Below are 14,765 nucleotides of genomic sequence, written 5' to 3' on the forward strand. Positions count from 1 at the left end.
ACGGCTAGAACCTTAGGCATCATCCAATTGCCGATGCTATGATCACGTCATGCTGATCCTCGCCATCGATACCGCGCTCGACGCCTGCTCCGTCGCCGTACTCGACACCGAAACGGCCGAGCTCGTTGCGCAGGAGCAGCTTCTCATGAAGCGCGGCCACGCCGAGGCCCTGATGCCGATGATCGCGCGCGTGATGCAATCGGCCAATCTCGCCTTCACCTCGCTCGACCGCATCGCCGTCACCGTCGGCCCCGGAAGCTTCACCGGCCTGCGCGTCGGCATTTCGGCGGCGCGCGGCCTTGCGCTTGCGGCTGAGCGGCCGGCGATCGGCCTGACCACCTTGTCGGCCTATGCCGCCGCCATCGTCGGCCAGAGCAAATCGGCACCCGTGATCTCCGCAATCGACGCGCGGCACGACCATGTCTATTTCCAGATCGTCGCCGGCGACGGCAGCCAGCTGGTGCGGCCGAGCGTCGCTCCCGTCGACGAGGCGATCGCAGCCTCGCAATTCGGCGCGCCGCATCTGGTCGGCAATGCCGCGAATATCCTCGCCGAGCGCTGGCCGAAGGATGTCCCGCAGCCGGTTGCGGTCGATGCGCAGCCCGCGCCCGATATCGGCTGGGTCGCATGGCTCGGCGCCGCCGCCGATCCCGAGGCGAATCCGGCGCGGCCGTTCTATCTGAAGGCGCCCGACGCCAAGCCGGCGGCCCAGCCGCCATTTGCAGCACAAGCCCCGACCCCATGATGAGATGGCTATCGGAATGGTGGCGCGGCGGCACCGCCGCCGTCGAGCCCGCATCCGTGCGTGACGCCGCGCAGCTGGCGCAGCTTCACGGCGCCTCCTTCGCGCGCGGCTGGGGCGAGGGCGAATTCGAGAGCATGGTCAGCGAGCGCAACACGCTCGTGCATCGCTTACGCCTCGGCCGCAGGACCGTCGGATTCGCGGTATCGCGGATCGGGGCGGACGAAGCGGAAATCCTTTCGATCGCGGTGGACGAGGCCTATCGCGGCCGCGGCCTCTCCCGCACGCTGCTGATGACCCATCTCGGCCACCTCGCGGGGCGCGGCGTGCGCACAATATTTCTCGAAGTCGAGGAAAATAACCAGCCGGCGCGGCGGCTCTATGACGGGTGCGGATTCATGGTGGTCGGGCGCCGCGAACGCTACTATAAGCAGCCAAACGGGGAACAATTGAACGCCCTTCTGATGCGACGTGACTTGTCGTAACATCGGTGGCAGAAAGCGCCCCCGCCAGGCAGACAAACTATGACCGCACTGAAACCTTCTTCCGCATCCAAGGCGTCCGGCATCGAAGCGCGCTGTGCCGCCACCGGCATGCGCATGACCGAGCAGCGCCGTGTCATCGCCCGCGTGCTCGCGGAGGCGATCGATCATCCCGATGTCGAGGAATTGTACCGGCGCTGCGTTGCCGTCGACGACAAGATCTCGATCTCGACCGTCTATCGCACCGTCAAGCTGTTCGAGGATGCCGGCATCATCGAGCGCCATGACTTCCGCGAGGGCCGCGCCCGCTACGAGCAGATGCGCGACAGCCACCACGACCACCTCATCAATCTGCGCGACGGCAAGGTGATCGAGTTCACCTCCGAGGAGATCGAGAAGCTTCAGGCGGAAATCGCCCGCAAGCTCGGCTACCGGCTGGTCGACCACCGGCTCGAGCTCTATTGCGTCCCCCTCGACGACGACAAGCCGACGTCTTGATTTAGTGCCCGTCGACCTCATCATCTTCGACTGCGACGGCGTGCTCGTGGACAGCGAGGTGATCTCCTGTCGCGCGCATGCGGATGTGCTGACGCGGCACGGCTATCCGATCACGTCGGAGCAGGTGCTGGTCCGTTTCCTCGGCGTATCCGAGAAGGACGCGCGGCTGATGGTCGAACAGGAAATCGGCCGCAGCCTCCCGGCTGATCTGGAGCAGCAGATCAGTGCGGCCACACTGCAATTCTACGCCAGCGATCTGCAGCCGATCACCCATGTGGCTGCGGCGATCAGCGCAATCGATCTGCCCAAATGCGTCGCATCGAGCAGCACGCCGGAGAAGATTACTCACGGCCTGACCTGCGCCGGCCTCTACGACCTGCTCGCTCCCCACATCTTTTCAGCGAGCCAGGTCGCTCGCGGCAAGCCCGCTCCCGATCTGTTTCTGTTCGCCGCCAAGCAGATGAAAGTCACGCCCGAACGCTGCCTCGTGATCGAGGACAGCGTCCCCGGGGTGACCGGCGCGTCCGCGGCCGGGATGACCGTGCTGGGCTTTCACGGCGGCAGCCACTGCCCGCCGGGCCACGCCGAAAGGCTGCGCGCCGCCGGCGCCGGATCGACATTCGATGATATGCGGCAATTGCCGGAGCTGATCCGACGGATCGAGGCGGCCCGCCCCGTGAGGTAGCCTTTGACCGTCATTCCGGGGCACGTGCAGCGCGCGTGAAGCCGGAATCTCGCCCAAAACCTCAGGATTCCGGGTTTGCGACTGCGTCGCGCCCGGAATGACGGGCCCAAGGGGCCCATTCGCTGGATTTTCGTCCCTCCAACCTATATCTGAGGGCCGTCCTCCACCTCAATTCCAGGTTCCATGACGCCGCCGCGCAAGCTGCACATCAAATCATATGGCTGCCAGATGAACGTCTACGATGCCCAGCGCATGGTGGACACGTTGGCTCCAGAAGGATTCGTGGAGACGGCCAGCGCTGATGACGCCGACCTCGTCATCCTCAACACCTGCCACATCCGCGAGAAGGCCTCCGAAAAGGTCTATTCGGAGCTCGGCCGATTGCGCGTCGCCAAGGACGAGGCTGCGCGCGAGGGCCGCACGATGCAAATTGCGGTCGCGGGCTGCGTCGCCCAGGCCGAGGGCGAGGAGATCGTGCGCCGCGCGCCTGTCGTCGATGTCGTGGTGGGACCGCAGAGCTATCATCATTTGCCGGGGCTGTTGAAGCGCGCCGGCGACGAAGGCCGCGCGATCGAGACCGAGTTTCCTGCCCAGGACAAGTTCGGCTTCCTGGCTCAGCCCAAGCCCGATGCGATCCGCGCGCGCGGCATTTCCGCTTTCGTCACGGTGCAGGAAGGCTGCGACAAGTTCTGCACCTTCTGCGTCGTGCCTTATACGCGCGGTTCGGAAGTCTCCCGTCCTGTCGCCAAGATCATCGACGACGTGAAACGCCTTGCCGACAACGGCGTGCGCGAGCTGACGCTGATCGGGCAGAACGTCAACGCCTATCATGGCGACGGACCGGACGGAAAAACCTGGCCGCTCGGCAGGCTGCTCGAGCATCTGGCGACGATTCCCGGCATCGCGCGGCTGCGCTATTCGACCAGCCACCCGCGCGACGTCGACGACAGCCTGATTGCCGCCCATCGCGATCTCGGTGCCCTGATGCCGTTCGTGCACCTGCCGGTGCAATCGGGTTCGGACCGCATTCTGGCGGCCATGAACCGGAAACATACCGCCGATGATTACCGGCGGGTCATCGACCGTTTCCGCACCGCTCGCCAAGACATTGCTTTTTCATCAGATTTTATCGTGGGCTTCCCCGGCGAGGGCGAGCAAGATTTTCTCGCCACCCTCGCGCTTGTCACGCAAATCGGTTACGCTGCGGCTTATTCGTTCAAATACTCCGCCCGGCCGGGAACGCCGGCCGCGGACATGCAGGAGACGGTGTCCCCCGCCGAGATGGACCAGCGATTGGAGCGGCTCCAGGAACTGATCGACAGCCAGCAATCGGCCTTCAACAAGGCTGCGATTGGCTCAACGGTCGATGTGCTGTTCGAGCGTCCGGCCCGCAAGGACGGCCAGATCGTCGGCCGCACTGCATTCCTGCAGCCCGCCCATGTGATGGCCTCGCCCGACATCATCGGACAAATCCTGCCTGTGCGGATCGACAGCCTCGAACGCTACAGCTTTCTCGGTGAGCTCGTGACGCCGCGTGGGGCGCGCGAGCCCGCTTTATCGCCAGCCATCGGAGCCTGAACCCTTGCCAAAAAGCGCATCGGATTCGTCTTCTCTCGCTCCCAGCCGCAAATTTGACCGCGACATGCAAGTTCCGCCCGAGACCCAGGTCGTCATCGACTTCGACGACAACCGCGCCGCTTCCGCGCTGGTCGGCCCCTACGGCCAGCATCTGGCGCAGATCGAGCGGCGGCTCGGCGTCGTCGTCGATTCCAAGGGCAACCACATCACGATCGGCGGCACGCGCGACGGCTGCGACGCCGCACGCCGCGTGCTGGAGATGCTCTACGCGCAGGCCGTGAAGGGGCAGGATCTCGACCAGGGCGAGGTCGAGGGCGCGATCCGCGCCGTGATCGCCCAGGGTTCCCTGTTCGAGTTCGACGCCAAATCGGCCAAATCCAGCTTCGACAGCATCAATCTGCGCAAGCGCCCGGTGCGCGCGCGGACCGCCGCACAGGATTCCTACATTCGCGCGCTGAAGCGCCACGAGCTGGTGTTCGGCATCGGCCCGGCCGGCACCGGCAAGACCTGGCTCGCGGTCGCGCATGCCGCGCAGCTGTTCGAGCGCAAGGAGGTCGACAAGATCATCCTGTCGCGTCCGGCGGTGGAAGCGGGCGAGCGGCTCGGTTTCCTGCCCGGCGATCTCCGCGAGAAGGTCGATCCTTATCTGCGCCCGATCTACGACGCGCTCTACGACCTCATGGATGCGCGCATCGTCGAGCGCGCACTTCAGACCGGCGAGATCGAGATCGCGCCGCTCGCCTTCATGCGCGGCCGCACCCTCACCAACGCCGCCATCATCCTGGACGAGGCGCAGAACACCACGTCGATGCAGATGAAGATGTTCTTGACGCGCCTCGGTGAGAACAGCCGCATGATCGTGACCGGCGATCCCTCGCAGATCGACCTGCCGAACGGCCAGACCTCGGGCCTGGCCGAAGCGACCCGCCTCCTGGGCGGCGTCGAGGGCATTGCCCAGGTTCATTTCAAAGCCGAGGACGTGATCCGCCACGAACTCGTGGCGCGGATCGTCGCTGCCTACGAAGGCTCGCCGCAGCGGCCGGCCGCCGGCAAATCCTGACGAGGCAACAGCCGGACCCAGAGGGCGCGGACGAAGGCGCCTCATCGTTCCGAACAAAGACAATGTCGCAACCGAATCTTCCCATGACCGAGGTCCTCGTCGTCGCCGATTGCTGGCAGCACGAGCCCGATTCCGAAGCCGTGATTCAGCGCGCGGTTGCGGCCGCCGCCGAGAGTGTCGACGACGACGTTGCCGACGCGGAAGTGGCGGTGATGCTGACCGATGATGCCGGCATCCGCACCCTCAACAGCAACTGGCGCGGCATCGACAAGCCGACCAACGTGCTGTCGTTTCCCGCGCTCCAGCCGGAGGGTGAATGGAAGCCGGGCGATGCGCCGCGCATGCTCGGCGATATCGCGATCGCCTACGAGACCATGCGGCGCGAGGCGGACGAGGAACAAAAGCCGTTCGACCACCATTTGAGCCATCTTGCCGTGCACGGCTTCCTGCACCTGATCGGCTACGACCACGAGAACGACGGCGACGCCGAGGAGATGGAAGCACTGGAGACCCAGATCCTGGCTCACCTGGGAATTCCCGATCCCTATGCAGACCGCGCAGGGACGCACTGAGATGCCGGATTCCGACCCGATCCAGGACAACCCGCGCCACACGGCCAATCTGCCGGCCGTGGTGCCCCAGGGCGAGGTGATGCGCCCGACCGCCGATGGCTGGCTCTTGCGCGCCATCCGCACGCTGTTCGGCTGGAAGGCGGGATCGGTGCGCGACGACCTCCAGGTCGTGCTCGATGCGACGACGCCCGACGACACCGGCTTCTCGGCGGTCGAGCGCACCATGCTGCGCAACATCCTCGGTCTGCACGAGCGCCGCATTGCCGACGTCATGGTGCATCGCGCCGACATCATCGCAGTGAAGCGCGACATCCCGCTCGGCGAGTTGATGGACCGCTTCGAGAGCGCCGGCCATTCGCGCCTGGTGGTCTTCAACGAGACGCTCGACGATCCCGTCGGCATCGTCCACATCCGCGACCTGCTCGCTTTCATGACCGCGCGTGCCCGCGTCTCGGAAGCCACCAAGACCAAGCGCAAGAAGCCGCTGCCGGCCGGGCTCGACCTCCGCACCGTCGATCTCGCGCTGCCGCTCGAGGATGCGCGCATCATCCGCAAGCTGCTCTACGTGCCGCCGTCGATGCGGGCGATCGACCTGCTCGCGCAGATGCAGGCCACGCGCATCCACCTGGCGCTGGTGGTCGACGAATATGGCGGCAGCGACGGGCTGGTCTCGATCGAGGACATCGTCGAGCAGATCGTCGGCGAGATCGACGACGAGCACGACAGCGACGAGCCGCCCTCGATCGTGCGCCTGCCCGACAACGCCTTCATCGCCGACGCCCGCGCCAGCCTCGACGACGTCCGCTCGGTGATCGGCGAGGATTTCGTCACCGGCGAAGCCGGCGAGGAAGTGGAGACGCTCGGCGGCTATCTCGTCAGCTTCGTCGGGCGCCTGCCGGTGCGCGGCGAGGTGATCTCGGGTCCCGGCAATTACGAGATCGAGGTGCTCGATGCCGATCCGCGCCGCGTCAAGCGGCTGCGCATCTCGACGCGGAAGGAGCGTCCCGCGCCGCGCACGCAGCGCGAGAGCCGGCGCCGCGAGGCTGCGCCGGACAGCGGTCAATCGCCGGCCAATGACACGCCCACCCCGCCGCCAAGCGACGGGACCGGCCAGCAGTGAGCCCATTCCAGCGACTTCGGCAGATTGCGCTCGCCATCATCCTCGCCTGGGGATGGAAGCGCGCCGTCATCGCCATGGGGTGCGGAGCGCTGTCGGTGCTGGCGCTGGCGCCGTTCAACCTCTTTCCGGTGCTGTTCATCACCTTCCCGGTGCTGGTCTGGCTGATCGATGGCGCCGGCGCTGGGCGATACAACGGCGTCCCTGCCGCGGCGCTGACCGGCTACTGGTTCGGGCTCGGCTATTTCGTCCCCGGCCTCTACTGGATCGGCTACGCCTTCTTTGTCGAGGCCGATGTGTTCGCCTGGCTGACGCCATTCGCCGTGCTCGGCCTGCCGGCTTACCTGTCCATCTTCACGGCGATCGGCTTTGCGCTGGCACGCCTGCTCTGGACCAAGAACGCCACGCGCGTGCTTGCGCTCGCAGCAAGCCTCACCATCAGCGAATGGCTGCGCGGCCACGCGCTGACCGGCTTTCCCTGGAACGCGTTCGGCTACGCGCTGTCCGAGCCGCTGCCGCTGGCGCAGACCGCCTCGCTGGTCGGCCTGTGGGGCATGACATTCCTGACGGTTGCGATCTTCGCGAGCCCCGCGACGCTGATCGACCGCACGCCCGATCGCCGCCTGGCGTGGCGCGTGCCGGCGGCCGCAATCGCGCTCCTGCTTGTCATGAGCATCTTCGGCGCGATCCGCCTGTCGCTGCATCCGACCACGATGGTTGCTGGCGCCAAGCTGCGCCTGATGCAGCCGAACCTGCAGCAGGACGCCAAGTTCAACTACGCCGCCAAGTCGGAGGTGATGAGAAGATATTTGGCGCTGTCGGACCGCGCCTCCGGCCCGCAATCGACCGGCGTGCGCGATGCCACCATCCTGATCTGGCCGGAATCTGCCTTTCCGTTCTTCCTGACCCGCGAAGCCGACGCGATGGCGCAGATCGCCGATCTTCTGCCCAAGGGCACGGTGCTGATCACGGGTTCGGTCCGCGCGCCCGACCTGCCGCGAGGCACGCCGATCACGCGTGCCTATAATTCGATCTACGTGATCGATCACGACGGCAGCGTGCTCGCAGTGTACGACAAGTTGCATTTGGTGCCGTTCGGAGAATTTCTTCCCTACCAGGCATTGATGGAGAAGCTCGGTTTCGAGCAACTGACGCGTGTGCGCGGCGGCTTCATTCCCGGCACTGTACGGCATGCGCTGCAGGTGCCCGGCGCGCCGCCCGCGCTGCCGCTGATCTGTTACGAAGCGATCTTTCCCGGCGAGGTGGCTGGACGCAACGAACGTCCGGGCTGGATCGTGAATCTCACCAATGACGGTTGGTTCGGCATTTCGACCGGCCCCTATCAGCATCTGGAGCAGTCGCGCATGCGCGCCATCGAGCTCGGATTGCCGCTGGTCCGCTCCGCCAATACCGGCATCTCTGCGGTGATCGATCCGGTGGGCCGCACCGTCGCCAGCCTCGGTCTCGGAATCGAAGGCATTTTGGATGCAAGCCTGCCTGCCGCGATATCACCGACCGTCTATGCGCGCGTGGGCGACGTGCCGGCCGCCATGCTGGTCGCGCTGGCCGTGATTCTGGCGGTCCGCCGACGTGTCGCCAAGCGGAAGGCCTGATCGCGCCATCGCCGTGGAGGCGGCCGGAAGCTTTTGACAACCGTAGTCCCACGGTTGACAGACTGCACATGGGCTCCCCATTCTGCACCGGCTGCAAAAGACAGCGGTGCATTGCTAAATTTCTCCGCAATGTTTCCCAATAAGAGGGTTTGATTTGACGATGCTTGCACCTGAGGCACTCCGGTTGATTGCGCTGAAGGTGGTGTTTGGAGGGCTGAGGAAATGTCGAAAGCGCCCAACCCTGTTGACAAATATGTCGGCAGTCGCGTGCGTATGCGCCGCATCATGTTGGGCATGAGCCAGGAAAAGCTCGGTGAAGCTTTGGGCCTGACTTTCCAGCAGATCCAGAAATATGAGAAGGGCACGAACCGGGTCGGCGCCAGCCGTATCCAGCAGATCGCCGAGATTCTCCAGGTGCCGGTGTCGTTCCTGTTCGAGGGCGGCCCGAGCGGCGTGGCGGGGCCGGACGGCTTCGCAGAAGGCGCTTCGCCCTCCTATGTTTCGGACTTTCTCGCGACCTCCGAAGGACTTGCGTTGACCAAGGCGTTCACGCGAATCACCGATTCGAAGATGCGCCGCTCGATCGTCGATCTCGTCGAGCAGATTGCGGCTCGCGAAGGTCCCGACAAGCGCTGATCGCCACTCAGTGGCGATTTGAGACTGCGTCAAATCTGGCCTATGTCGTCATTTGTGGCCGCGCTTTGACGCGCGTCCGCTTCGATGATGCGATTCAAAGGCACAGATGCTCCCATGGCCGGCTCCAATTGGTTCGATTCTCAAACTATTCTCGATGGCATCCGCCGCTGGGTGGAGGTCGAGACGCCGACGGAAGCGCCTGAACAAGTCAACAGGCTGATCTCTGTGGTCGCGGAGCAATACCGCGATCTGCCTGTCACGCTCGAACGCGTCGCCGGCGTCGATGGCTGCGGCGATCATCTCGTGGTGCGCTCGAATTGGGGGCAGGACCGGCCGGGCATCCTGGTGCTGAGCCACCTCGACACCGTCCATCCCATGGGATTCATCGAGCGGCTGCCGTTCAAGGTCGAAGGCGACGTCGCCTACGGTCCCGGCATCTACGACATGAAAGGCGGGGCCTATATCGCCCATCACGCGTTTGGTGCGCTGTGCGCGACGGCCGATCGCTCGCCGCTCGGCATCACGCATTTGTTCACCTCCGACGAGGAGATCGGCAGCCCCACCTCTCGCGCACTCATCGAGACCGAAGGGCGCAAGGCCAAATACGTGCTGGTGACGGAGCCGGCGCGCGACGGCGGCAAGATCGTCACCGGACGCAAGGGCGTCGGACGCTTCCGGGTGCTCATCAAGGGCGTGCCCGCGCATGCCGGCTCGCGGCCGGAAGACGGCCGCAGCGCCGTGCGCGAGCTCGCCAACGTCATCCTGGCCCTGGAAGGGATGAACGACCTGACACGCGGCGTCAGCGTCAATGTCGGCGTGGTTCGTGGCGGCACGCGCCCCAACGTCACGCCGGAAGAGGCCTATGCCGAAGTCGATCTGCGCGTGCTGAGCCTCAAGGACGCAGAGGAGTTCGTCGGCAAGATCCTTGGGCTGACGTCGAAGACCGAAGGCGTCACCGTCACCGTCACCGGCGAACTCAATCGTCCGCCATACGAGAAGAGCAACGCGGGCGCTTCGCTGTACGAGCATGCGAAGACGCTCGCCGGCGAGATCGGCTTCGAGCTGGTCGACACCCACACCGGCGGCGGCTCGGACGGCAATTTCACCGCGGCCCATACCGCGACGCTCGACGGTCTCGGCGTCGACGGCAAGGGCGCGCACACCCATTATGAGCAGCTCTATGTCTCGTCGCTCGCGCCGCGCGCGCGGCTGCTCCATCGCCTGTACCAGACGCTGCGATGAGCGAGCGCAAATCAACCCCCGATCGCGATGACAGCGAGCGCGCGTTCTTCGGGCGCCGCAAGGGTCACAAGCTCAGGCAGCACCAGGCCGAGCTGATCGGTCAACTGCTGCCGCATCTGGCGCTCGACATCGACGGTGAGACGCCCGCGGATGCAAGCGAGATCTTCGATCCCGCCGCCGACGATGTGCGGCTCGAGATCGGCTTCGGCGGCGGCGAGCATCTGGCGGCCGAGGCACAAAGCTTCGCCACGACAGGCTTCATCGGCTGCGAGCCCTATGTCAACGGCATGGCCAAGATCCTCGCGCAGATCGAGGCCGCCAACATCGGCAACATCCGCCTGTTTGCAGGCGATGCCGCCGAGCTGCTGGCCTGGCTGCCCGAGGCATCGCTGTCGCGGATCGACCTGATCCATCCGGATCCCTGGCCGAAGCGGCGGCACTGGAAACGGCGCTTCGTCCAGGACAGGACCATCGCCGCGATGGCACGCGTGCTGAAGCCGAACGGCGAATTCCGCTTTGTCTGCGACATCGACGATTACTGCGCCTGGACGCTGTCGCATCTTGCGCGTTCGCAGGATTTCGTCTGGCTTGCCGAACGCGCCGATGACTTCAGGCAGCCGTGGGCGGGCTACACCATGACGCGCTACGGCCGAAAGGCCGCACGCGAGGGACGGAAGGCGGCGTATTTGCGATTCAGACGACTCTAGATCGTCTGCCGGTTGCGCCAGAAATTGACGACGCGCTCGGCGGTCGTCGGCATCAGGCGCGTGAAGTTCACGCGCGCGGCCTCGATATCGGCATCGGCCGGCGTGCGGTGCGGACCGTACCAGAGCAGGATGAGCGCGCGCACCGTGGGCCAGCCGAGATTCAGCACGCGGCCGAGAATGAGGATCGGATCGTAGCGGTCGCCTGCAATCAGGCGGTCGAGGACCGAGAGCCGAACGCCGGACATCGCCGAGAGCGAGGCGATGGATTCCTCGTATTTGTTCGCCTTGGCGAAGCCGAGCAGCGCGCTCTCGCCGAGATGGCCCTCGCGATGCAGGGTGAGCACCGTGCGCTGGGCCGCGGAGAAATCGCGCCGTGGCCCCGGCGGCAGCGCGGCCTCCTCGATGGCCACCATCGCGCGCTTGATCTCGACCTGGCGCGCGGGGTTGACCACGCTGGAGAGCCGGCGGCGGATGACGTCGAGCGTTCCGTCGAGAAGCTGTTTCAGATTCTCGCCCGAGAGATCACTGCGCTGGCCGATCTTGAGCGTCAGCACGCCGTCCTGCGCCGCACGCTTGATCAGCTCGGAATAGCTGCCAGGCGAGAACACCGCGCCGGCATTGCCCGCGGCGCGCCGCACCACGTCGCGGTCGCCGCGCTCCACCAGCACGTCGGTGATGACGGGAGACAAAGCGGGGCGCTCCGTCATCGCCAGCAGATGCCCCTGACCTTTCAGCCGCGCAATCTCGACCAGCGCGGCGTCGTCGAGCACGGGGGAGCTGCGCAGCACTGGACCTGCGACCGCGATTTCGTTTTCGCGCGCGAGCTGATTCACCAGATGCGGCGGGGCATTGTTCAATCGCGAGAACCGCTCGGCGAGATCGACGCGCGAGGCAAGCTCCGCATGCGGGACGAGATCGATCAGGAGGTTGTCGAAGAGATCGATGAGCTCGGGCCGAAGTCTTGCGGGATCCTGGAAGAACAGCTCGGAGATGGCGCGCGCGATTTCGCCGCGTCGCCGCGGATCGCCGCGTTTGACGATATCGTCCAGTCCGGGAATGAGCGACGTGGCAACGGTCATGAAAACGCAACTCGTACGGGGCACGCCGCGGGCGCGCCCTTGGTCCAAGCCGCCCCACAATCAGGGAATTTAGCCCCCCGAGGTGAAGGAAGCGTTAGGCCCGGGGCGCCGCGAATCGGGCGCAAAAAGCCTCGTCTGGCCTGCGATGGGCCTTGTCCGGGGGGACAGAAAGCGCTATATCAGCGCCAATTCATCTTCTCATACGATCCGCGTAGTGAGAGTGGGCCCGAAAGGACCCGCTCTTTTTTATTACCCGAACGCGGCTTGGCGGAAGATGCGGCCCGACGCGCTGTCGTCGGGGAGTTCCGAAGCGGGCTTTGAAAATCTTAACCAAGCCTTAACCCAAGCCTTATCCAACGAGCGCCTTGACCCCTGATATGACCGAACCGAACACTGGTTCCACGGATGCCGAGTTGCTGGCCGAGCCGAGGCTCGTGGTCGAGCCGGGCGTGGCGGCACGTGTGTCCGCGGTCGCAGCGCCGGTGCTCGAGGGCATGGGCTACCGCCTGGTGCGGATCCGTATTTCCGGGGAGGCCGGCTGCACCGTGCAGGTCATGGCCGAGCGGCCGGACGGCTCGATGCAGCTCGAGGATTGCGAGGCGATCTCGCGGGCGCTGTCGCCCGTGCTCGATGTCGCCGATCCCATCGATCGCGCCTATCGGCTGGAAATCTCCTCGCCCGGGATCGACCGGCCGCTGGTCCGCCGCTCGGATTTCGAGCGCTATTCCGGCCATCTGGTGAAGATCGACATGGCGGTGGCCCATGAGGGACGCAAGCGGTTCCGCGGGACGCTCGGCGCCGTCGAGGGCGACCGCGTGCACCTGCGTCGCGACGACGCCAAGGCGAGCGATAATCCCGACGTTCTCCTGACGATGGAAGATATCGGCGAAGCCCGCCTGGTGCTGACCGACGATCTGATCGCGGAATCCATGCGCCGCGGCAAGGCCGAGGAGCGCCAGATGCGCCGGGACCTCGGCATCGAGCCGCCGGCAGCACCGCACGCGGAGATCAGTGCGAAGATCACCAAGAACACCAAGCCGCAAAAAAAGAAGCCGGCCCCGACCAATACGAAGAAACATCGCCTTGCCGCCGAACGCGCGCGGCGCGGTGAGATCGAGCCTGACGAAGGAGACTAGCCATGGCAGTCAGCGCCAATCGACTCGAATTGCTCCAGATCGCGGACGCGGTTGCCCGCGAAAAATCGATCGACCGCGGCATCGTGATCGCGGCGATGGAGGATGCCATCGCCAAGGCGGCGCGCGCACGTTACGGCAGCGAAACTGACGTTCACGCCGAGATCGACCCGAAGAAGGGCGAGCTGCGGCTGTCGCGCCACATGCTGGTGGTCGAGAAGGTCGAAAACCATTCCAACCAGATCTCGCTGGTGGACGCGCAGCGCGCCAATCCCGGCGCCCAGGTCGGCGACACCATCGCAGACACCCTGCCGCCGCTGGAATATGGCCGCATCGCTGCGCAATCGGCCAAGCAGGTCATCGTGCAGAAGGTGCGCGAGGCCGAGCGCGACCGGCAATATCAGGAATTCAAGGATCGCATCGGCGACATCGTCAACGGCGTCGTCAAGCGCGTCGAATATGGCAGCGTGATCGTCGACCTCGGCCGTGGCGAAGCCATCATCCGCCGCGACGAGATGCTGCCGCGCGAAGTGTTCCGCAACGGCGACCGCGTCCGCGCCTACATCTTCGACGTCCGCCGCGAGACCCGCGGCCCGCAGATCTTCCTCTCCCGCACCCATCCGCAGTTCATGGCGAAGCTGTTCGCGCAGGAAGTGCCGGAGATCTATGACGGCATCGTCGAGATCAAGGCGGTTGCCCGCGATCCGGGCTCGCGCGCGAAAATCGGCGTGATTTCCCGGGATTCCTCGGTCGATCCGGTCGGCGCCTGCGTCGGTATGCGCGGCTCGCGCGTGCAGGCCGTGGTGAACGAATTGCAGGGCGAGAAGATCGACATCATTCCGTGGTCGCCCGACATCGCGACCTTCGTGGTCAACGCGCTGGCGCCGGCCGAAGTGTCCAAGGTCGTGATCGACGAAGACCGCGAGCGCATCGAGGTCGTCGTCCCCGACACCAACAACCAGCTCTCGCTGGCGATCGGCCGCCGCGGCCAGAACGTGCGTCTGGCCTCGCAGCTCACCGGCTGGGACATCGACATCCTGACCGAGCAGGAGGAATCGGAGCGCCGCCAGGCCGATTTCGAGAACTCCACCCGCGTCTTCATGGAATCGCTCAACGTCGACGAAGTGGTCGGCCAGCTGCTGGCGTCCGAAGGCTTCACCTCGGTCGAGGAACTCGCCATGGTGGACCTCAAGGAACTCGCCGGCATCGAGGGTTTTGACGAGGAGACCGCGCAGGAGCTCCAGAGCCGCGCCCGCGAATATCTCGAGCAGCAGGAAGCGGAGATCGAGGCCAAGCGCAAGGAGCTCGGCGTCGAGGACGCCGTCAAGGACGTGCCCGGCGTCACCTCCAAGATGCTGGTGAAATTCGGCGAGAACGACATCAAGACGGTCGACGACCTCGCCGGCTGCGCCACCGACGATCTGGTCGGCTGGACCGAGCGTAAGGAAGGCGGCGAGCAGACCAAGTTCGCCGGCGCGCTCGACGGTCTCGACGTCTCCCGCGACGATGCCGAGGCCATGATCATGCAGGCGCGCGTCAAGGCCGGCTGGATCACCGAGGCTGACTTGGCCAAGCCGGCCGAAGAGGCTGAGGCGGCTGAAGATCAGCCGGCTTAAGGGCA

At 65.5% G+C, this 14,765-nt stretch carries 15 protein-coding genes; 14 read left to right on the top strand and 1 reads right to left on the bottom strand.

Going from position 1 to position 14,765, the window contains the following annotated elements; genetic code table 11:
- Window positions 1–49 precede the first annotated feature (49 nt).
- From tsaB to trmB, 12 genes are all read left to right on the top strand, one after another.
- On the top strand, window positions 50–745 hold the full coding sequence (tsaB, locus tag AABA84_RS19950) for a tRNA (adenosine(37)-N6)-threonylcarbamoyltransferase complex dimerization subunit type 1 TsaB (RefSeq protein ID WP_212243524.1): 696 nt from the start codon (window positions 50–52) through the stop codon (window positions 743–745).
- Window positions 742–1,227 carry a ribosomal protein S18-alanine N-acetyltransferase gene (rimI, locus tag AABA84_RS19955; protein ID WP_212243522.1) on the top strand — a complete coding sequence of 162 codons (486 nt, stop codon included), beginning with the start codon at window positions 742–744 and terminating at the stop codon, window positions 1,225–1,227. The genes tsaB and rimI overlap by 4 nt, the downstream gene beginning before the upstream one ends.
- Before the next feature lie 39 nt (window positions 1,228–1,266).
- Complete coding sequence (locus AABA84_RS19960; RefSeq protein ID WP_018319430.1) at window positions 1,267–1,722, top strand: Fur family transcriptional regulator; 456 nt, start codon at window positions 1,267–1,269, stop codon at window positions 1,720–1,722.
- 4 nt (window positions 1,723–1,726) lie between these two features.
- Window positions 1,727–2,407, top strand: coding sequence for an HAD family hydrolase (locus AABA84_RS19965; RefSeq protein WP_338312847.1), 681 nt, complete (start codon window positions 1,727–1,729; stop codon window positions 2,405–2,407).
- Between the two features lie 183 nt (window positions 2,408–2,590).
- Window positions 2,591–3,985 (top strand): tRNA (N6-isopentenyl adenosine(37)-C2)-methylthiotransferase MiaB, encoded by a 1,395-nt coding sequence (miaB, locus tag AABA84_RS19970; RefSeq protein ID WP_338312848.1) that lies wholly within the window; start codon window positions 2,591–2,593, stop codon window positions 3,983–3,985.
- Window positions 3,986–4,049: 64 nt separating this feature from the next.
- On the top strand, window positions 4,050–5,045 hold the full coding sequence (locus AABA84_RS19975; RefSeq protein ID WP_212243516.1) for a PhoH family protein: 996 nt from the start codon (window positions 4,050–4,052) through the stop codon (window positions 5,043–5,045).
- Window positions 5,046–5,107: 62 nt separating this feature from the next.
- The gene (ybeY, locus tag AABA84_RS19980) at window positions 5,108–5,617 is read left to right on the top strand and encodes an rRNA maturation RNase YbeY (protein WP_212243514.1); all 510 of its coding nucleotides are present in this window, start codon (window positions 5,108–5,110) and stop codon (window positions 5,615–5,617) included.
- A gap of 1 nt (window position 5,618) precedes the next feature.
- Window positions 5,619–6,737, top strand: coding sequence for a hemolysin family protein (locus AABA84_RS19985; protein WP_246549918.1), 1,119 nt, complete (start codon window positions 5,619–5,621; stop codon window positions 6,735–6,737).
- Complete coding sequence (gene lnt / locus AABA84_RS19990) at window positions 6,734–8,347, top strand: apolipoprotein N-acyltransferase (RefSeq protein ID WP_212243504.1); 1,614 nt, start codon at window positions 6,734–6,736, stop codon at window positions 8,345–8,347. The genes AABA84_RS19985 and lnt overlap by 4 nt, the downstream gene beginning before the upstream one ends.
- Window positions 8,348–8,569: 222 nt before the next feature.
- The gene (locus tag AABA84_RS19995; RefSeq protein WP_008131807.1) at window positions 8,570–8,983 is read left to right on the top strand and encodes a helix-turn-helix domain-containing protein; all 414 of its coding nucleotides are present in this window, start codon (window positions 8,570–8,572) and stop codon (window positions 8,981–8,983) included.
- A gap of 84 nt (window positions 8,984–9,067) precedes the next feature.
- Window positions 9,068–10,225, top strand: coding sequence for a M20 family metallopeptidase (locus AABA84_RS20000; RefSeq protein WP_212243502.1), 1,158 nt, complete (start codon window positions 9,068–9,070; stop codon window positions 10,223–10,225).
- Entirely contained in the window at window positions 10,222–10,932 is a 711-nt protein-coding gene (trmB, locus tag AABA84_RS20005) for a tRNA (guanosine(46)-N7)-methyltransferase TrmB (protein ID WP_338307260.1), read from the top strand. The genes AABA84_RS20000 and trmB overlap by 4 nt, the downstream gene beginning before the upstream one ends.
- Here the strand turns inward: trmB and AABA84_RS20010 are convergent.
- Window positions 10,929–12,011: a DUF2336 domain-containing protein gene (locus tag AABA84_RS20010; protein ID WP_212243500.1), complete on the bottom strand. Its 1,083-nt coding sequence runs from the start codon at window positions 12,009–12,011 to the stop codon at window positions 10,929–10,931. The two genes, trmB and AABA84_RS20010, sit on opposite strands and share 4 nt — an antisense overlap.
- A 377-nt stretch (window positions 12,012–12,388) precedes the next feature.
- Here AABA84_RS20010 and rimP point away from each other — a divergent pair, with 377 nt between their 5' ends.
- Both rimP and nusA read left to right on the top strand, forming a co-directional pair.
- On the top strand, window positions 12,389–13,147 hold the full coding sequence (gene rimP, locus AABA84_RS20015; RefSeq protein ID WP_212243499.1) for a ribosome maturation factor RimP: 759 nt from the start codon (window positions 12,389–12,391) through the stop codon (window positions 13,145–13,147).
- A 2-nt stretch (window positions 13,148–13,149) separates the two neighbouring features.
- Complete coding sequence (gene nusA, locus AABA84_RS20020; RefSeq protein WP_338312849.1) at window positions 13,150–14,760, top strand: transcription termination factor NusA; 1,611 nt, start codon at window positions 13,150–13,152, stop codon at window positions 14,758–14,760.
- The last annotated feature ends 5 nt before the right edge of the window (window positions 14,761–14,765 follow it).

It is taken from the genome of Bradyrhizobium sp. TM239 (genome assembly GCF_036247985.1).
In the GTDB taxonomy this organism is placed as follows: Bacteria; Pseudomonadota; Alphaproteobacteria; order Rhizobiales; family Xanthobacteraceae; genus Bradyrhizobium; species Bradyrhizobium ottawaense.